General features: G+C 42.4%; 20 protein-coding genes. All 20 read left to right on the top strand.

The genetic code is table 11. The features are described 5' to 3' along the window. The first annotated feature begins 31 nt into the window (after window positions 1-31). The 20 genes from AC4G3O_RS13185 (at window position 32) to AC4G3O_RS13090 (ending at window position 19393) form a co-directional block, all read left to right on the top strand. Window positions 32-2221, top strand: a complete 2190-nt coding sequence (locus tag AC4G3O_RS13185; protein WP_491136331.1) for a S8 family serine peptidase — start codon at window positions 32-34, stop codon at window positions 2219-2221. A gap of 426 nt (window positions 2222-2647) precedes the next feature. Next, on the top strand, window positions 2648-3028 hold the full coding sequence (locus tag AC4G3O_RS13180) for an ATP synthase subunit I (RefSeq protein WP_066109306.1): 381 nt from the start codon (window positions 2648-2650) through the stop codon (window positions 3026-3028). Window positions 3029-3035: 7 nt separating this feature from the next. Then, entirely contained in the window at window positions 3036-3746 is a 711-nt protein-coding gene (gene atpB / locus AC4G3O_RS13175; RefSeq protein ID WP_066109305.1) for a F0F1 ATP synthase subunit A, read from the top strand. Between the two features lie 57 nt (window positions 3747-3803). Continuing rightward, entirely contained in the window at window positions 3804-4010 is a 207-nt protein-coding gene (gene atpE, locus AC4G3O_RS13170) for a F0F1 ATP synthase subunit C (protein ID WP_066109752.1), read from the top strand. A gap of 143 nt (window positions 4011-4153) precedes the next feature. After that, entirely contained in the window at window positions 4154-4678 is a 525-nt protein-coding gene (gene atpF / locus AC4G3O_RS13165) for a F0F1 ATP synthase subunit B (RefSeq protein ID WP_066109304.1), read from the top strand. Beyond that, window positions 4675-5211 carry a F0F1 ATP synthase subunit delta gene (locus tag AC4G3O_RS13160; protein WP_066109301.1) on the top strand — a complete coding sequence of 179 codons (537 nt, stop codon included), beginning with the start codon at window positions 4675-4677 and terminating at the stop codon, window positions 5209-5211. The genes atpF and AC4G3O_RS13160 overlap by 4 nt, the downstream gene beginning before the upstream one ends. 24 nt (window positions 5212-5235) lie before the next feature. Then, window positions 5236-6744 carry a F0F1 ATP synthase subunit alpha gene (atpA, locus tag AC4G3O_RS13155; protein ID WP_066109298.1) on the top strand — a complete coding sequence of 503 codons (1509 nt, stop codon included), beginning with the start codon at window positions 5236-5238 and terminating at the stop codon, window positions 6742-6744. 35 nt (window positions 6745-6779) lie between these two features. Further along, window positions 6780-7637, top strand: a complete 858-nt coding sequence (gene atpG / locus AC4G3O_RS13150) for an ATP synthase F1 subunit gamma (RefSeq protein ID WP_066109294.1) — start codon at window positions 6780-6782, stop codon at window positions 7635-7637. Window positions 7638-7697: 60 nt separating this feature from the next. Then, window positions 7698-9119, top strand: a complete 1422-nt coding sequence (gene atpD / locus AC4G3O_RS13145) for a F0F1 ATP synthase subunit beta (protein ID WP_066109291.1) — start codon at window positions 7698-7700, stop codon at window positions 9117-9119. Window positions 9120-9147: 28 nt separating this feature from the next. Then, window positions 9148-9555, top strand: coding sequence for a F0F1 ATP synthase subunit epsilon (locus AC4G3O_RS13140; protein ID WP_066109289.1), 408 nt, complete (start codon window positions 9148-9150; stop codon window positions 9553-9555). Between the two features lie 563 nt (window positions 9556-10118). Beyond that, complete coding sequence (locus AC4G3O_RS13135; RefSeq protein ID WP_175354321.1) at window positions 10119-10493, top strand: NADH-quinone oxidoreductase subunit A; 375 nt, start codon at window positions 10119-10121, stop codon at window positions 10491-10493. Continuing rightward, entirely contained in the window at window positions 10484-10996 is a 513-nt protein-coding gene (locus AC4G3O_RS13130; RefSeq protein ID WP_066109280.1) for a NuoB/complex I 20 kDa subunit family protein, read from the top strand. The genes AC4G3O_RS13135 and AC4G3O_RS13130 overlap by 10 nt, the downstream gene beginning before the upstream one ends. Next, complete coding sequence (locus tag AC4G3O_RS13125; protein ID WP_491136330.1) at window positions 10997-12523, top strand: NADH-quinone oxidoreductase subunit C; 1527 nt, start codon at window positions 10997-10999, stop codon at window positions 12521-12523. 6 nt (window positions 12524-12529) lie between these two features. Then, the gene (locus AC4G3O_RS13120) at window positions 12530-13630 is read left to right on the top strand and encodes an NADH-quinone oxidoreductase subunit D (RefSeq protein ID WP_066103293.1); all 1101 of its coding nucleotides are present in this window, start codon (window positions 12530-12532) and stop codon (window positions 13628-13630) included. Further along, a complete protein-coding gene (gene nuoH / locus AC4G3O_RS13115; protein WP_066103290.1) occupies window positions 13630-14631 on the top strand; it encodes an NADH-quinone oxidoreductase subunit NuoH in 1002 nt (333 codons plus the stop codon). The genes AC4G3O_RS13120 and nuoH overlap by 1 nt, the downstream gene beginning before the upstream one ends. 31 nt (window positions 14632-14662) lie before the next feature. Then, on the top strand, window positions 14663-15079 hold the full coding sequence (gene nuoI / locus AC4G3O_RS13110; RefSeq protein ID WP_066103287.1) for an NADH-quinone oxidoreductase subunit NuoI: 417 nt from the start codon (window positions 14663-14665) through the stop codon (window positions 15077-15079). Then, entirely contained in the window at window positions 15079-15633 is a 555-nt protein-coding gene (locus AC4G3O_RS13105; protein ID WP_491136329.1) for an NADH-quinone oxidoreductase subunit J, read from the top strand. The genes nuoI and AC4G3O_RS13105 overlap by 1 nt, the downstream gene beginning before the upstream one ends. Then, complete coding sequence (nuoK, locus tag AC4G3O_RS13100) at window positions 15630-15944, top strand: NADH-quinone oxidoreductase subunit NuoK (protein ID WP_066103278.1); 315 nt, start codon at window positions 15630-15632, stop codon at window positions 15942-15944. The genes AC4G3O_RS13105 and nuoK overlap by 4 nt, the downstream gene beginning before the upstream one ends. A gap of 66 nt (window positions 15945-16010) precedes the next feature. Next, complete coding sequence (nuoL, locus tag AC4G3O_RS13095; protein WP_491136328.1) at window positions 16011-17876, top strand: NADH-quinone oxidoreductase subunit L; 1866 nt, start codon at window positions 16011-16013, stop codon at window positions 17874-17876. After that, entirely contained in the window at window positions 17873-19393 is a 1521-nt protein-coding gene (locus AC4G3O_RS13090) for an NADH-quinone oxidoreductase subunit M (RefSeq protein WP_139892087.1), read from the top strand. Before nuoL ends, AC4G3O_RS13090 begins: the two co-directional genes overlap by 4 nt. The last annotated feature ends 1 nt before the right edge of the window (window position 19394 follow it).

Genomic DNA, 19394 nt, shown 5'->3' with positions numbered 1-19394 from the left:
ATCCATTCTAAAAACAAGGATGTGATAATCATTGAAGCAAATTTTAATTGGAGCTTTCATATTTATTCAATTAATAGTATATGCTCCACATAGTTCTGCTGAGGATATAGAGGTGGTGATGATTGAAACAGTAAAAGACACATCAGCTCATCGAGTGGCGAAAGAGCTGATAGAAAAGTATCCAGCAATCAAACCGCGCTATTATTTCAATTTAGTGTGCAACGGCTTTTCTGCTAGCGTACCTTCTATATTAATACCGAGATTAAAAAAGGAAGAATCAGTTTCAGCTATTTTTCTATCGGGTCCAATTAAAGCTACTATTAAAAAGAATTCTCTGCCAAAAGGTCAGCCGCAACTTCAATTCAACCAGCCAATTCAGGCTACGGGCAAAGGTGTAAAGGTCGGAGTGATTGATACGGGAATTGATTATAGGCACCCTGATCTTAAAGCAAACTATAAAGGCGGCTATGATTTAGTGGATCAAGATGAGGACCCAATGGAGACGATGGGGAGCTCTAAAAAAGCAACCATTCATGGGACGCATGTGGCTGGAATTATTGCGGCTAATGGAAAAATGAAAGGGATAGCTCCTGAAGCAAGCATTTATGCATACAGAGCACTAGGGCCGGGAGGATACGGAACAACTGATCAAGTCATTGCTTCAATAGAAAGAGCGGTAAAGGACAAGATGGATATTATCAATCTGTCCTTGGGAGATACGATGAATGGTCCGGATCTTCCTACAAGTAAAGCGCTCGATAAGGTAGTTAAAAAGGGAATAGTGGCTGTTGTAGCAAATGGAAATGATGGACCGGGTATTTGGACGGTAGGTACGCCTGGGACATCAGGGGGAGCGATCAGTGTAGGGGCGAGTTCAGATGCAGGTAAATCGAAGAGGTTGAATTTTACGAAACCATGGGCGGACATTGATTTTCAATTAACAGCAGGCTCCCCCGAGTGGGATTTTTCACATTCTATGATCATGACTTATGCAGGCCTTGGTAAAAGGGAGAATTACGAAAATATCAATGCGAAAAATAAAATTGTGTTAGTGGAGCGGGGAGTAATATCATTTAAAGATAAAGTAAAAAATGCAGTGAATGCCGAAGCTCTGGGTGTAATTATTTTTAATAATGAACCTGGTGAATTAAGCGCTTCTCTCGAAATGAATTCAAAAATTCCCGTAATCACCGTTTCGCAAAAAGATGGGCGAAAAATGAAAAAGGATCTGGAAAATGGACAACTCACCTGTAGGACAATTGATATAGAAGAAAAAGAGAAATTAGCCTCCTTTAGTTCAAGAGGTCCGGTTATTCATAGCATAGCGATAAAGCCGGATGTAGTAGCACCGGGTGTGAGAATTGAAAGTACGATACCGGGCGGAACGTATCTTTCTTTGCAAGGAACGAGTATGGCTGCTCCTTATGTGGCGGGTGTGTGTGCATTGATTAAAGAGGTTCATCCTGATTGGAGCCCAGAAAAAATCAAATCGGCTTTAATGACCAGTGCTATATCGTTGAAAAATGATAAGGATGAAATATATCATACATTTGAACAGGGAGCTGGTCGGGTAAATGTGAAGGATGCACTGCAAGAGGATACATTTTTAGCTCCGTCATCTGTAACTTTTGGCATGGCAAGCAATGGTCGAATGTATAAAGCGAATATAGTAGTAGAAAATAGAAGTAGTAGAAAAAAGCGATATTATTTTTCTATTCCACGTAAGGAAAGATTTATGACATGGAAACTGCCGTTAGCTTTTGTACTTGAAGGAGGCCAAAAGAAGAAACTGGAAGTTCAGCTTGAATTGGATAATTGGAAAGAGAAAAGTGAACTGGATGATGGTTATCTATACCTCAATGAAGCGGGAAGAAATAAGGTGCGCAAGATCCCTTACATTTTTGCAATGACGAAACCTGATTACCCAATTGCTGAAGGGGTAGAGGTTGTTCAAGAGAAAGGCGATCGCAAGATGGAAATAAGTGTTTATTTACCGTTTGGAGCCGATTCTGTAAGATTTACCTTGTATAATGCAGATTCACTTCTTTACATAAAAGATCTAGTAGAAGTGAAAGGTGTTAAAAGAGGGGTACTTAAACAAAAAGTCGACTTACCGGAAAATATCCTCTCAAATTATTACGAAATTGTGACAGAAGTTGAAAAAGACCATCAAAAAGTAGTGCTTAAGAATACAAATTACTTGAAATTTCAGTTAGAATGAAATTTATACACTTATTTTTAACATAATTGATAATTTATTCTAGTATAGGTAATGGATTTCACACCTATCTGAATTGACAATCATTTTTGCCTATTGTATTCTTACATAGGGTATAAATGGTAGGGTTTTCAAATTGACAGACAATTTTCCATTTATATTGTCAATTGTGTTGATTATACACCTCTAATATACATATCTGAGTTGATTCGATACAAAATAATAATCGCAGTGTTTTTCTGCAACGATTTACAATGTCTGCCGGTTTATTATAATTGATCGGCCCAATACTATCGGAATTTTATTGGTAGGTGGCTATAATCATAATCGCTAACAATTGGAACCCCTTATTGTCTCCTGATCGGATTAGTTAGTGAAAGGTGTATATGCTATCCGTTCAAATAACTCTTAATGGAGAAACCTATTCAAATGCTAGAAGTCCACATTGTTTTCAGACGCTATCTGAGGTACACGTTCACCTTATTATCCATTTATGTTATCCTATGGGGAGTAACCCCTTATAAAACAGAAGCCTTGGGAATGACACTTGGCAGTATAATTGGTATTTATAATATTTGGCTTTTATCAAGAAAAACTGCTCAATTAGGTGAGAAAGTGCTTGAGGGAAGCAGCATGAAATCACTTGGGACAATCTCAAGAATGGCAGCTGCAGTTTTAGCTGTCGCCATTGCTATGCGATATCCTGATCAATTTAATGTATTTTTTGTCGTATTGGGATTAATGACGGGTTACCTTGTCATTATGATAGATTTAACAATCCATAACATAAGGCGGGGGGAAAAGAGGTGAATTTAGATTGAATCATGGAGCACCTACAGTCGAATTAATGGGCCTTACTTTTAATCTTGGTAACGTTCTGATGATTACGGTCGCAAGTGTGATTGTATTTTTAATCGCCGTATTGTCGACAAGAAAATTGGCAGTTAAGCCATCTGGTATGCAGAACTTTATGGAGTGGGTCATTGACTTCGTCAGAAACATTATTAATAGCAATATGGACTGGAACACTGGCGGGCGCTTTTTAGTTCTTGGAACGACGCTTATCATGTACATATTTGTTTCAAATATGCTTGGTCTTCCATTCTCAGTTACTTATAACGGAGACCTATGGTGGAAGTCGCCAACAGCCGATCCAGTAGTCGCTTTAACCCTTGCAGTAATGATCGTAGTCCTTACAAACTTCTATGGTATCAAAATGCGAGGCTTTAAAGGGTACAGTAAAAACTTTGTATCACCTATGCCGTTCTTATTTCCGCTTAAGATTATTGAGGAGTTCGCGAATACCCTCACACTGGGCTTGCGTCTATTCGGTAATATTTATGCGGGTGAAATCTTACTCAGCCTACTGGCGGGATCTCTTGCAACAGATTTCTGGAGCAGTGCCCTTGCTATTGGTCCAACCATTGTATGGCAAGGTTTCAGTATATTTATCGGAGCAATCCAGGCATTTATCTTTACGATGTTAACAATGGTTTACATGGCCCACAAAGTCAGCGAAGACCATTAATAATATAAAAAATTTAACTATAGTTATACAAATTAAAGGAGGAACTTCATAATGGATTTGGGAGTTATAGCAGCAGCAATCGCAATCGGTTTAGCAGCTCTTGGAGCAGGTATTGGTAATGGTTTGATCGTATCTCGTACAGTAGAGGGAATTGCACGTCAACCAGAAGCACGTGGTATGCTTCAAACTACAATGTTCATCGGGGTAGCTTTAGTTGAGGCGATTCCTATCATCGCGGTTGTTATCGCGTTCATGGTAATGTAATTGACAATACTGATGGCGGAGAATCTAGGGATTATCTTCGCCATTCCTTTATGTTTACTAAAATCCGGCCGTGAGTTCACGGTTTAAACGTATATGCAATAAAAAAGCAAGCCGTAAAGACTTCTGAAGGGAGTGAAATAGGGGTGTTATTTAATAATTTGGTACTTGGAGCTGCAGCGCATAGCGGTCTAAATACGGGAGATATCATCTTCCAATTAGTCGCTTTCATCATCTTGATGCTTTTACTGAAAAAATTCGCATTCGGTCCTCTTATGGGCATTATGAAACAACGTGAAGAACATGTTGCGAGTGAAATTGAAGTAGCAGAAAAGAATCGTGCAGAAGCAGCTGCTTTGTTAGAAGAACAACGTACTATGCTGAAAGAAGCTCGCCAGGAATCTTTATCTCTTATTGAAGAGGCTAAGAAACATGGTGAAAAACAACGCGAAGAAATCATCGTTGTTGCCCGTCAGGAAGCTGAACGTGTGAAAGAGTCAGCGAAACGTGAAATTGAACAGCAAAAAGAACAAGCTATGGTTCAACTTCGTGAGCAAGTTGCATCCTTGTCTGTTCTAATTGCGTCTAAAGTGATTGAAAAAGAACTTAGTGAAGCTGATCAACAAAAATTGATTAACGATTACATTCAAGAGGCAGGAGAAGAGCGATGAGTAATACAGTTGTAGCAAAACGCTATGCAGATGCTCTTTTCCAAATTGCCAAGGAAGATAATCAAATAGACCGTTTGGAAGGCGAAATGCGGACTTTGAAGGAAGTATTTCTATCAAACAAGGAGCTTACTTTATTCCTTGAGCATCCAAAGGTATCTATGGAGAGCAAAAAAGACGCCATAAGAACGGCTTTTGCTACTATGTCTCCATCTATTCAAAACCTGTTAATGATTCTTGTAGACCGTCATCGCGAGGATATTGTGGCGACTTTGGCAGATGAGTTTATTTTATTAGTAAACGAATACACAGGTGTAGTCGATGCTAAAGTTTATTCTGTCCGTCCTTTAACGAAGCAGGAACAAGAAGGCATTTCAAAGGTTTTTGCCCAAAAAATTGGAAAACAGGCACTGCGCATTGAAAATATCGTAGACAGCAGTCTTCTGGGTGGAATCAAGCTGCGAATCGGTAACCGTATTTTTGATGGTACGGTCTCAGGTAAGCTAGAACGCTTGGAACGTCGTTTGCTGGGTTAATATTAGAAGTTAGGGGTGAAATTCATGAGCATCAGAGCTGAAGAAATCAGCGCGCTGATTAAGAAACAAATTGAAGGCTATCAATCTGATATAGAAATGAGTGAAGTCGGCACCGTAATCGTTGTTGGTGACGGTATCGCGCGTGTTCATGGATTGGACAACGTCATGTCCGGAGAGCTGCTTGAGTTCTCAAACGGTGTAGTTGGTATGGCGCAAAACTTGGAAGAAAATAACGTCGGTGTTATTATCCTCGGTCCTTTCCGCGACATTAAAGAAGGAGACGAAGTACGCCGTACAGGCCGCATCATGGAAGTACCAGTAGGTGAGGCTATTATCGGACGTGTCGTTAACCCTCTTGGACAACCACTTGATGGTATGGGTCCAATCGCTACAACTGCAACATTACCGATCGAAAACAATGCACCGGGTGTAATGGATCGTAAGTCTGTACACGAGCCTTTACAAACAGGTCTTAAAGCGATCGATGCCCTTGTTCCTATCGGACGTGGACAACGTGAATTAATCATTGGTGACCGTCAAACAGGTAAAACATCTGTAGCGATTGACACCATTTTGAATCAAAAAGATGAAAACATGATTTGTATCTATGTAGCAATCGGTCAAAAAGAATCAACAGTTCGTGGAACAGTTGAAACTTTCCGTAAGCATGGTGCATTGGATTACACAATCGTTGTTTCAGCATCTGCATCTCAACCAGCTCCATTGCTATACTTGGCTCCTTACAGTGGGGTAACAATGGGTGAATATTTCATGCGCCAAGGCAAGCATGTCCTTGTTGTATATGATGATTTATCTAAGCAAGCAGCAGCATATCGTGAGCTTTCCTTGTTGCTTCGTCGTCCTCCAGGCCGTGAAGCATTCCCAGGGGATGTATTCTACTTGCACTCCCGTCTATTGGAGCGTGCTGCTAAATTGAACGACACACTTGGTGCGGGTTCAATCACAGCATTACCGTTCGTTGAAACACAAGCTGGAGATATCTCCGCTTATATCCCAACAAACGTTATCTCCATCACAGATGGACAAATCTTCTTGCAATCTGATTTATTCTTCTCCGGCGTACGTCCTGCGATTAATGCGGGTCTATCCGTATCCCGTGTAGGTGGATCAGCGCAAATTAAAGCAATGAAAAAAGTTGCCGGTACTCTACGTTTGGACTTGGCATCATTCCGTGAGCTTGAAGCATTCTCCCAATTCGGATCTGACTTGGATAAAGCAACTCAAGCGAAATTAAATCGTGGTCAACGTACAGTTGAAGTATTAAAACAAGATCTTCATAAGCCATTGCGTGTAGAACAACAAGTATTAATTCTATACTGCTTGACTCGTGGATTCTTAGATGATATTCCATTGGCTGATATCAGACGTTTTGAAGCTGAAATCATTGAATGGACTGCACGTAACCACAACGAATTATTTGAACATATCCGCACTACTGGCGATCTGCCAAAAGAAGAGGATATGAAAGCAGCAATCGCTGAATTTAAAAAACAATTTGTTGTATCGGAATAACAGGATAGGCATTTAATAAAGGATGGTGAGAAGAAATGGCATCATTACGTGATATAGATGCGCGTATAAAATCAACGAAAAAGACGAGCCAAATCACAAAAGCCATGCAAATGGTTTCCGCCTCCAAATTGAATCGTGCCGAAGCAAACGCGAAAGCTTTTGTACCGTACATGGAGAAAATCCAAGAGGTCGTAGCGAGCATTGCGAATGGAAGCTCGGATGCATCTCATCCGATGCTGGTCACTCGTCCTGTGAAAAGAACCGGATATCTGGTTATCACTTCCGATCGCGGATTAGCTGGACCATATAATAGTAGTGTCTTAAGAAAAGTTTATCAGACAATCAATGAACGCCATAAATCCCCGGATGAATACGGTATTATCGTTCTTGGGCGGGTGGGAAGTGAATTCTTCCGTATCCGCGGTATGAACGTTATCCAGGAAATGGTCGGATTGTCTGATCAGCCAAGCTTTGATGACATTAAAGAAATAACCGCCAGTACGGTAAAGTTATTCGCAGACGAAACTGTTGACGAAATCTATATGTACTACAACCACTTTATTAGTGCTATTTCCCAAGAAGTAACGGAAACTAAACTTTTACCTCTTGGAAGTGTAGAAAGCGATGCTGTAGCTACACTTTACGAATTCGAACCAAACCAGGAAGAGATTCTTGAAGTGTTACTGCCACAATATGCTGAGAGTTTAATATATGGCGCATTGTTGGATGGTAAGGCAAGCGAACACGCATCACGGATGACAGCAATGAAGAGTGCAACTGATAATGCTTCTGAGCTTATCGGCTCTCTAACATTGACATACAACCGTGCACGCCAAGCTGCAATTACACAAGAAATTACCGAGATTGTCGGCGGAGCCGCTGCACTCGAATAGATAAAATGGAAATATAGATTCGAACATTCACACGGCATAGAGTAAATAGGAGGGAATGGAATGAACATAGGACGCGTTACTCAAGTCATGGGTCCGGTTGTCGACGTTAGATTTGAAAACGGCAAACTACCTGAGATCTATAACGCTCTGAAGATCAACATTTCCAAAGGAGCGCCTGCTGATGAGGCAGAATACCTTACTTTGGAAGTTGCTCTTCACTTAGGCGATGATACGGTTCGTACGATTGCAATGGCTTCTACAGACGGATTAGTCCGTAATGCAGAAGTAATCGATACAGGAGCACCAATTTCTGTACCGGTTGGAGACATAACACTTGGTCGTGTATTCAACGTATTGGGTGAAAAAATTGATTTAGATGCTCCTTTAGAAGGCAACTATCAAAAAGATCCAATCCACAGAGAAGCTCCAAAATTTGAAGAGTTATCTACTGAAGTTGAGATCCTTGAAACAGGTATCAAAGTAGTAGACTTACTTGCACCTTACATCAAAGGTGGAAAAATCGGATTGTTCGGTGGTGCCGGTGTAGGTAAAACTGTATTAATCCAAGAATTAATCAACAATATCGCCCAAGAACACGGTGGTATCTCCGTATTCGCAGGCGTTGGAGAACGTACTCGTGAAGGAAATGACCTTTACCACGAAATGACTGACTCCGGTGTTATCAAGAAAACAGCCATGGTCTTCGGACAAATGAATGAACCGCCTGGTGCACGTATGCGTGTTGCCTTGACAGGTTTGACAATGGCTGAGTATTTCCGTGATGCACAAGGTCAGGACGTACTTTTCTTCATCGATAACATCTTCCGTTTCACACAAGCCGGTTCAGAGGTTTCTGCCCTGCTTGGACGTATGCCATCTGCCGTTGGTTACCAACCAACATTGGCTACAGAAATGGGTCAATTACAAGAACGTATTACATCCACTAACGTGGGTTCTGTTACATCTATTCAAGCAATTTACGTACCAGCCGATGACTACACGGATCCGGCTCCAGCTACAACATTTGCCCACTTAGATGCAACAACAAACCTTGAGCGTAAACTTTCTGAAATGGGTATTTACCCAGCGGTGGATCCGTTGGCATCTACTTCCCGTGCGCTTTCTCCTGAAATCGTAGGAGAAGAACACTATGAAGTTGCCCGTAGCGTTCAATCTACATTACAACGTTACAGAGAGTTGCAAGATATTATTGCCATTCTAGGTATGGATGAATTGGGAGAAGAAGATAAATTAGTTGTTGCCCGTGCACGACGTATTCAAAACTTCTTATCTCAAAACTTCCACGTAGCTGAACAGTTTACTGGTCAAAAAGGTTCTTATGTACCAGTTAAAGAAACTGTTAGAGGCTTCAAAGAAATCCTTGATGGTAAATACGACAACCTTCCTGAAGATGCATTCCGCCTAGTTGGACGCATTGAAGATGTTGTAGAAAAAGCTAAGCAAATGGGCGTTGAGGCTTAACCGAAGGATCTTATAGGAGGGCACATATATGAGAACGATTAAAGTTTCTGTAGTTACTCCTGGCGGTCCTGTGTTGGATGAAGAAGTAGAAATGGTCAGTACGAAAGCAAAAACGGGGGAACTTGGTATTCTTGCCGGACATATTCCAATGGTAGCTCCACTTGATATCGGTTCCGTTCGTTTAAAAACGGGTAACAATACAGAATGGGTTGCTGTATCCGGTGGATTCATGGAAGTCAACGGTGAAGAAGTAACCATACTCGCACAGTCAGCTGAACGTGCTGAAGATATTGATACTGCTCGCGCCAAACAGGCTAAAGCACGTGCTGAAAGACGACTTCAAGACAGACAAGTTGAAATTGATGCACATCGTGCTGAATTGGCACTTAAGCGTGCTTTAAACCGTCTAGATATTGCTGAACAAAGACAACGTTAAACGTTGAATAAACTCCAGGGGAGAGGGGCCCCTGGAGTTTTTTTGTACATAACTTGGCAAATGAGAAATATATATAGGAAATGAGGAAGGAAGAATGGAACAAGTGGGATGAGAGGACTTTGTCTCTTGCTGTTGGGTCGGTGGGAGGTCGGTCATAGGTCGGTGGTAGATGGGTGAAAGATCGGTGATAGGTATGCGGAAGGTGGGGGAAAGGAGCTCTGGGGTACCTATCAGGCACCTATGCCCTACCTATACCGGGGTAAAGGTCGGTCAAAGGTATGTGAAAGGTGGGGGAAAGGAGCTCTGGGGTACCTATCAGGCACCTATACCCCACCTATACCGGGGTAAAGGTCGGTCAAAGGTGTGTGAAAGGTCGTAGAAAGCTCTGCTATCAACTACCTATGAGTCACCTATCATCCCCACCTATCCAATAAAATTGAGATAAAAGTGGTATGACCAAAATCACCATATCATATCGACACGTATATATCAGAATGTTATAATGTATACGGTTACATATTGAATATTTAGAAAATTTTAGTGGGGAAAATGGGGGGATGAGATTGGCATCACTACATTGGTATCAGAACAATTATATAATCGTTCTGGTTTTTTTATGCCTTGGAATATTGCTTCCAATTGTAGCATTGTCTTTAGGGAAGTTATTAAGACCTCACAAACCTACCGACGCAAAAGGTACAACCTACGAAAGTGGCTTGGAGCCCTTTCATGATTCAAGGGTTCAATTTAATGTACGTTATTATATCTTTGCCTTGCTGTTTGTTTTATTTGATGTAGAGACCGTATTTCTTTATCCATGGGCGGTAGCCTATGAAAAATTAGGCGTATTTGCATTAATTGAAATGCTGATTTTTGTGTTGATGCTTGTACTTGGATTACTTTATGCCTGGAAAAAGAAGGTGCTGAAATGGAATTAAAATTGGAAGAGCTCTCTCCAAGGGAGAAGGATGAACTGCAACGTACGATATTTTTGGCAACACTGGAACAGGTAAAGGGATGGGCGAGAGGAAATTCCCTATGGCCACTTACATTTGGACTGGCATGCTGTGCTATTGAAATGATGGCTGTTGGTTCCTCGCATTATGATGTTGATCGATTTGGTTCCTTTTTTCGTACATCTCCACGTCAATCAGACGTCATGATTGTTTCAGGGACTGTGACAAAGAAAATGGCTCCTATTTTAAGAAGACTGTATGACCAAATGCCTGAACCGAAGTGGGTCATCGCGATGGGTTCCTGTGCTACCGCAGGAGGTCCATATGTGCGCTCCTATAGTGTAGTGAAGGGAGTCGACCAAATAGTGCCGGTTGATGTCTATATACCAGGATGTCCTCCCAATCCTGCAGCTCTCATATATGGAATCAATAAATTGAAGGAAAAGATTAAATATGAGGCGAAAACTGGGAAGAAGGTGTTGTAGTTGAGCGAAAAAGACTTATCCCAGCAAAAGAAAGAGGCAGCAGAAAAGGCGAAGGAAGCAGCCAAACAAAAGCTTGCTGAAAAGCAATCCTCCGAGCAATCACCTAAAGCAGATCCTCATCAAGATAAAGATGATATCGCTCTCGCGAAAGCAAAAGCGGCAGCCGCGGCCAAGGCAAAGGCAGCTGCAATAGCGAAGCAAAAACGGACAGAGGGAGAAGCAAACTCTGAGTCCACCACACCGCCAGAGGAAACAGAAAAAGAAAAAGCCATCGCCCTCGCGAAAGCAAAAGCAGCAGCCGCAGCCAAGGCAAAAGCAGCCGCAATAGCGAAGCAAAAACGAATAGAGGGAGAAGCAAACTCCGAGAACGCCACACCGCCAGAGGAAACAGAAAAAGAAAAAGCCATCGCTCTCGCGAAAGCAAAAGCGGCAGCCGCAGCCAAGGCAAAAGCAGCCGCAATAGCGAAGCAAAAACGAATAGAGGGAGAAGCAAACTCCGAGAACGCCACACCGCCAGAGGAAACAGAAAAAGAAAAAGCCATCGCCCTCGCGAAAGCAAAAGCGGCAGCCGCAGCCAAGGCAAAGGCAGCTGCATTAGCGAAGCAAAAACGGACAGAGGGAGAAGCAAACTCTGAATCCACCACACCGCCAGAGGAAACAGAAAAAGAAAAAGCGATCACCCTCGCGAAAGCAAAAGCAGCAGCAGCGGCCAAGGCAAAGGCGGCCGCAATAGCGAAGCAAAAACGAACAGAGGAAGAAGCAAACTCTGAAACCACCACATCGCCAGAGGAAACAGAAAAAGAAAAAGCCATCGCCCTCGCGAAAGCAAAAGCGGCAGCCGCAGCCAAGGCAAAGGCAGCTGCATTGGCGAAGCAAAAACGAACAGAGGGAGAAGCGCAATCCGAATCTGCCACACCACAAGAAGAAACAGAAAAAGCCAAAGCCAAAGCAATTGCAGTAGCAAAGGCAAAAGCCGCGGCAGCAGCCAAGGCGAAATCAAAACTTGCCGAAAAAACATCCGCACCTGCATCCGAAGAAGCGCCATCTCCAAATCAATCCCTGCTTGATACCTATCGAACGATACTAGAAACCAATATTGGACCTGAAATTTTGGAAGATGCCTATATTAATAGGCTTTCTAAGGATGTACCAACGATTGTTTTAAAAAAGGAAGCATACTATCGAACTCTCGAATTTTTACGAAAAAATGAGCAACTGAAGTTTAATTATTTATCTGAGATTCACGGAACAGACTTTGTCACCCATTTCGAGGTATATTTATATTTGTATTCATTTCCATATCAGCGTGAAATTGTCATTAAGGTCAAGGTGGATCGAGAGCAGCCAGAGCTGGAATCTGTCGTTCCGTTATGGATAGGTGCAAATTGGGCAGAGTCAGAAATATATGATTTGCTGGGCATAACGTTTACAGGCCATCCGAACTTAGAGCGAATACTACTCGGGGAAGACTGGGTTGGTCATCCACTGCGCAAGGATTATGAGCAGTATGATGATGTGGAGGTGTAGGAGGGCATGATTCGAACGGAAGAAATGCTTTTGAATGTAGGGCCGCAGCATCCAAGTACACATGGTGTTCTGCGGATTGTCGTTAAAATTGATGGAGAAATCATTACCGAGGCAAAACCGGTTATTGGCTATTTACATAGAGGAACGGAAAAGCTGGCGGAGAACCTGCAATACACTCAAATTATTCCCTACACCGACCGGCTTGATTATTTATCTGCCATGACCAATAACTATGTGCTCTGCCATGCGGTCGAAACAATGATGAAGATTGAAGTGCCGGACCGGGCTGAGTATTTAAGGGTTATGGCCATGGAACTGGGGCGGATATCGAGCCATCTTGTGGCATGGGGGACATTCGTGCTGGATTTGGGAGCGACCAGTCCATTTATCTATGCATTCAGGGAAAGGGAAATGATTCTTAATTTCCTGAATGAGCTATCTGGTGCCCGACTGACATTTAATTATATGCGTGTTGGTGGTGTGAAATGGGATGCACCGGATGGATGGATTCAAAAGGTGGCTGAATTTATTCCATATATGCGTGAACAGCTGCAGGGATACCGTCAACTGGTAAGCGGAAATGAGATCTTTTTGACACGGGTGAAGGGTATAGGAATTTACTCCGCTGAAGAAGCGATTGCCTATTCATTAAGCGGTCCAAATTTAAGATGCACAGGTGTGAAACAGGACTTACGAAAAACGGCTCCTTATTCGATTTATGACCGTTTTGATTTTAAAATAGTTACACGTGAAACAGGGGATGTGTTATCCAGATATGAAATTCGTCTGGATGAAATCGAAGAATCCTTAAAGATTCTTGAACAATGTATTGAACAATTTCCTTCTGATGGGCCTGTTATGGCTAAGGTTCCAAAAATAATAAAGCCGCCAAAAGGGGAAGGGTACGTCCGAATTGAATCACCAAGAGGAGAAATCGGTTGTTACATAGCGAGCGAGGGAAAAAAAGAGCCGTACCGTCTTAAATTCAGGCGCCCGTCTTTTTACAACCTGCAAATTTTGCCGAAGTTATTAAAGGGAGAAAATATCGCCAATCTGGTTGCAATATTGGGTGCAATTGATATTGTCCTTGGGGAGGTTGATGGGTAATGATTCAAAATTTACTTACCTCAACTCCGAGCTGGAGTTCATTTGCAGTCTTTGCTGGTTCGGCAATTGTACTCATGTTCGTCATACTGGGATTCGTGACATTTGCCATTTTAGCAGAGCGAAAGGTTATGGGGTATATGCAGCTGCGCCATGGACCCAATCAGCTTGGAGGGAAATGGGGCTTACTCCAGACAGTTGCAGATGTCCTCAAATTGCTACTTAAGGAAGATACGATTCCGGATCAGGCTGATAAACCATTGTTTAAATTGGCTCCCTTTATTGCGTTTGCACCTGCGATGGTTGTTGTAGCTACATTGCCATTCACAGAAGCTCTGCAATTTGCGGATTTGGGTGTAGGGTTGCTCTATTATATTGCAGTGTCAGGGGTTAGTACAGTTGGGATATTGGCAGCAGGATGGGCTTCCAATAATAAATATTCCTTAATGGGCGGGATGCGTGCAGGTGCACAAATGATTTCCTATGAGGTTCCGCTCGTCATGTCTGTGATTGGGATTGTTCTCTTAACAGGCAGCTTAAATTTAAATGATATTGTAGAATCCCAGGCAGGTGTTTGGAATATTATCCGCCAGCCAATTGCGTTTGTTGTCTTTCTGATAGCGGCAGTAGCGGAATTAAATCGCGTTCCTTTTGATTTATCCGAGGCTGAATCGGAGCTGGTAGCAGGATTTCATGTTGAATATTCGGGTTTTAGATGGGCATTCTTTATGCTTTCAGAGTATGTGTACATGTTTGCGATGGCCACATTGACTGTAATCTTGTTTTTTGGAGGGTGGCAGCCTATCCCGTTCCTGGATTGGATTCCAGGTGCCGTTTGGTTCAGCTTGAAATGGTTTGCGGTCACGTTTTTCCTAGTTTGGATTCGTGTGACGTTCCCACGTTTACGAGCAGATCATTTAATGGAGTTTGGCTGGAAGGTGTTATTACCGGTTGCCTTACTAAATATCTTTGTAACAGCATTACTCATAAAAATAATAGCCTAAGATAGAGAGAGTAATAGAGGGAGGGAGAAAAATGTTCGGTTTAGCTAAGGGACTGAAGTACACACTGAAGAATTTATCTCGTGAAAAAGTGACCTACGATTATCCAAATGAGTCGATTATGGTACCCGACCGTTTCCGCGGCATTCAAAAATTTTATCCCGAAAAATGCATTGTATGTAACCAATGTATGAATATTTGTCCAACAGATTGTATTCATCTGACAGGTAAAAAACACCCTGACTCTACTAAAAAAGGCAAAATTATCGATACCTATGATATAAATTTTGAGATTTGTATACTATGTGATTTATGTACAGAGGTTTGTCCAACTGAAGCCATTGTAATGACGAATAATTTTGAACTGGCGGAGTATAGCCGGGATGAGTTATTTAAGAATCTGGAGTGGCTTGATGAAAATGACGAAAATATTCGAAAGGTGAATCAATAATGAGTGGAGAAATGACAGCATTCATTGTGCTGGGATTAATAGCAATCTGCGGCGCTGTGCTGATGATCCATCTAACCAAGGTCATGCATATGATGGTGTCACTTGTGTTTACCTTTATCAGCATTGCCGGAATCTATGTGTTACTGTCAGCAGAGTTTGTGGCAGTAGTCCAAATCATGATTTATTCTGGAGCAATCACAATCATTATGCTTTTTGGAATTATGCTGACCAATCACCGCGACCCAAGTGTAACAAAGGCAAGCATGTGGAGGAAAGCCTTTGTCCTAATAGGAGTTTTGGGCTTTGCAGGTGCAGTCTATGCAGGCATCTACAATTTAAACTTTGCAGAGACTGTCAATACAGCAGGTGGCGAGACAGATCTGGTCAGCCAATCGAGTACTCTGCATTTAAATAATACAGAGAAAATTGGGATTGCTATTTATACGAAATTTGTGATTCCATTTGAGCTTGTATCCGTATTGCTGCTGGTTGCCTTGGTAGGTGCCGTCGTATTGGCGAAAAAAGATGATCAGAAGGAGGGGGAGGAGAAATGACTTCAGTTCCGCTTCCTGCCTATTTAACACTAGCGTTGACACTATTCTGTATTGGGCTTTATGGTGCTCTGACAAAGCGAAATATAATTATTGTCCTCGTATCGATTGAATTAATGCTAAATGCCGTGAATATCAATCTAGTAGCTTTCAGTAAGCTTGGACCGGCCCCTGCCATAACCGGGCAGGTATTTGCTTTGTTTGCGATTGCAGTAGCAGCTGCTGAGGCTGCAGTAGGACTCGCAATTTTATTTTCACTTTATCGGAATCGAAAGACTGTCAATATAGATGAAATGGACACATTGAAAAATTAACGTCAATGGATAACACGAATTGAAGAGGGGAACTGCTTCTCTTCAATCATAAGGGGAAATGTTTATATGATGAAGCTTGTATGGGTCATTCCTCTTTTCCCGCTCCTGTCATTTGTGCTTCTGCTTGTGGTTGGAAAGAGGCTGAAGGCTTCGAGTGCATACATAGGGATTGGCTTCACGTTACTTACTTTCCTTTTCTCCCTGCTGGTTCTCATTGGCCGCCTTCAATCACCTGACTATCGCTCTGTAGTGGGTTGGCTAAGAATTGGTGAGAACCAAGTGACAATGGGGGTAGAGGTAAATCAATTAAATGCGTTGATGCTGGTGATTGTTTCACTTGTAAGCTTACTGGTACATATTTATTCAATTGGGTATATGCAAGGCGATGGAAGAGTGCCCATTTTCTTTGCATATTTGGGGCTGTTCACGTTTGCCATGCTGGGTTTGGTGGTTTCGCCGAATCTCCTGCAGCTCTATATCTTTTGGGAATTGGTCGGATTGGGATCATTCCTGTTGATTGGGTTTTATTTTTACAAGGATGCTGCCAGGCGCGCAGCTAAAAAAGCGTTTATTATGACCAGAATTGGAGATATCGGACTTTTAATCGGCATTATCCTCTTATTCTGGAAAACAGGCAGCTTTGAGTATGAAGCGATTTTCTCAGCTGTAGAAAATGGAGTCCTGACTTCAGGCTGGATTACAGCCACTGCGCTGTTGATTTTTATTGGCGCTATCGGGAAATCTGGCCAGTTTCCATTACATACATGGCTTCCAGACGCGATGGAAGGCCCGACTCCTGTATCGGCATTAATCCATGCCGCTACCATGGTGGCAGCCGGCGTCTATTTAGTCGCAACGATGTTTCCTCTGTTTGCAGCGAGTGAAACAGCCATGCTGACTGTAGCGATTGTTGGTGCGTTTACAGCCATCTTTGCAGCTGCTATTGCCACAGTCCAAAAGGATATTAAACGGATTTTGGCATACTCGACGGTCAGCCAGCTCGGCTATATGATGCTTGCACTTGGGACAGCAGGCTATGTGGCCGGTGTATTCCATTTAACGACTCATGCATTTTTTAAAGCACTATTGTTCCTGGCAGCCGGCAGTGTCATCCATGCTGTTCATACTCAAAATATCGACGAGATGGGTGGCTTGTGGAAAAAATTACGGCGAACTGGTCCATTGTTTTTAATCGGGACATTGGCCTTAACCGGATTTCCACTCCTATCAGGATTCTTTAGTAAGGATGAGATTATTGTATCTGTTTGGGAGAGCGGCCATATCGTCCTATTTATAGTTGCATTACTAACATCCATTTTGACGGCTTTTTATATGTTCCGCCTGTTCTTTATCGTATTTTGGGGACCATCACGTAATGAAACAAAGGATGTGCAGGAATCACCTGGTTCCATGACAGCTCCGATGATGATACTTGCTGTACTTTCTATCTTTGCAGGCTATGTTAACACCCCGTGGTTTGGAACTTTTCTTGGAGATTGGCTGGCTGAAGGCAACCGATATCTGGGCCATGTACATATAGAGGGACCAATTTGGATTCCTATTGTGGCTACACTAGCCTTTTTAATTGGAAGCGGCACCGCCTGGCTGATTTATGGTAAAAGGAAAAGTGTCGGTGTGGAAAAGGAAGTTCCAGGACCGCTTTATCAAATGCTGGCGAATAAATTTTATGTCGATGAATTTTACGAGTTTACAATTGTGCGGATGGTGAAGGGCTTCGGAATGATTCTCTCCTGGGTTGAAAAATATATCCTGCAGGGAATTGTGTCATCTGTTTCTTACTTGATCAATTTTAGCGCTACTAAAGGTGCCAATGCGCATAATGGCCAAATGCAGATATATGGGACGATTGCTCTGATTGGCCTGGCTGCCGTACTTGTGATCTTTGCATGGACAGGAGGGTATGTCAGATGAACCCATATATTCTTAGTTTGCTCGTTTTCTCCCCTTTGCTAGGGATAGCTGGATTAATGTTTGTTTCGAAAAACAATGAAAACGCACTGAAACGATTAGGTATATTGGGAACCATTCCACCATTGATTCTTACAATCTACCTATATAGTGAATATCTATCTGGAACGAAATTTACGGTGTTTTCGGTTTTTCATAAGTGGTTTCAATTAGGAGGCGGGGGAGTTAGGCAAAGTCAATTATATGCCATACCCTTTGAACTGAGCCTGAACGGAATCTCCCTTGTGATGGTAATTCTTACAGCGATTTTATCAACATTGGCAGCACTAGCCTCTGTTCTTCAGATAAAAAAAGAATGGAAGGGCTATTTTATTCTTCTTCTCTTATTAGAGGTTGGTATGCTGGGTGTCTTCCTATCTCAGAATCTGATTTTATTCTTCCTCTTCTTTGAGGTTACCTTGGTGGCCATGTTCTTCTTGATTGGGAAATGGGGTTATTTCGACAAAGAAAAAGCCGCATTTAGCTTCTTGATTTATAACGGCTTAGGCTCTTGTATCCTCTTGTTTGTCATCATGGTACTTTTTGCGAGAACCGGCACAGCCAATATTGAGATATTGGGGCAAATCTTATCAGTTGGCGGGCAGACGCTTCTAGCTCCAATCAGTACAGAATTGAAATATATCCTCTTTACGGGGATTGTCATCGCTTTTGGAATCAAGCTGCCGATTTTTCCGTTCCATTCCTGGATGCTGCGAGTCCATGTACAGGCGCCTCCAGCAATTGTTATGCTGCATGCCGGAGTATTACTGAAGATTGGTGCTTATGGGTTAATCAGATTTGGAATGGGATTGTTCCCAGGTGAGTTTAAAGAGATGGCCTTTTGGATTGCTTTGCTTGGCGTCATTAATTTCCTATATGGTGCTTGGCTTGCTTTGCAACAAACGGATTTCAAGCTCGTGCTGGCCTATTCCTCAATCTCTCATATGGGAATTGTCCTTATGGGACTGGGGGCATTAAATACAGCAGGAATTCAGGGTGCTTTATTTCAGGTTGTATCTCATGGCTTGATCGCCGCCTTGCTTTTTTTACTGGTTGGCTTTCTTTATGAAAGAGTCGGAACTACAAATCTTAAAGAACTTGGTGGATTGGCTAAATCTATTCCGGTTTTCTCGGGGATTTTACTGGCAGGAGGGATGGCTTCACTCGGTTTGCCGGGGATGTCCGGTTTTATCAGTGAATTCATGGCGTTCATGGGATTGTTTAAGACCGAACCAATCCTTGCTGCCATTGGTACGTTAGGAATTGTATTGACTGCTGTTTACGTGCTGCGTGCCGTTCTAAATATGACATTTGGAGCGCCCAAGAACGAGTTATCCATCGCCGACTTAAAACCGAACGAAGCGGTACTGGCATTTGTATTACTTGGTTTTATTATTTTGATTGGCGTCTGCCCTGCCATCCTGGAAGGACCGCTTCAGGCTGAAATTGCTGACATGATGACAGGGATAGGGGGTGACTAAG

The sequence above is a fragment of the Bacillus sp. z14 (2026) genome, assembly GCF_058313575.1.
This window is presented reverse-complemented; position numbering and strand designations above follow the sequence as displayed.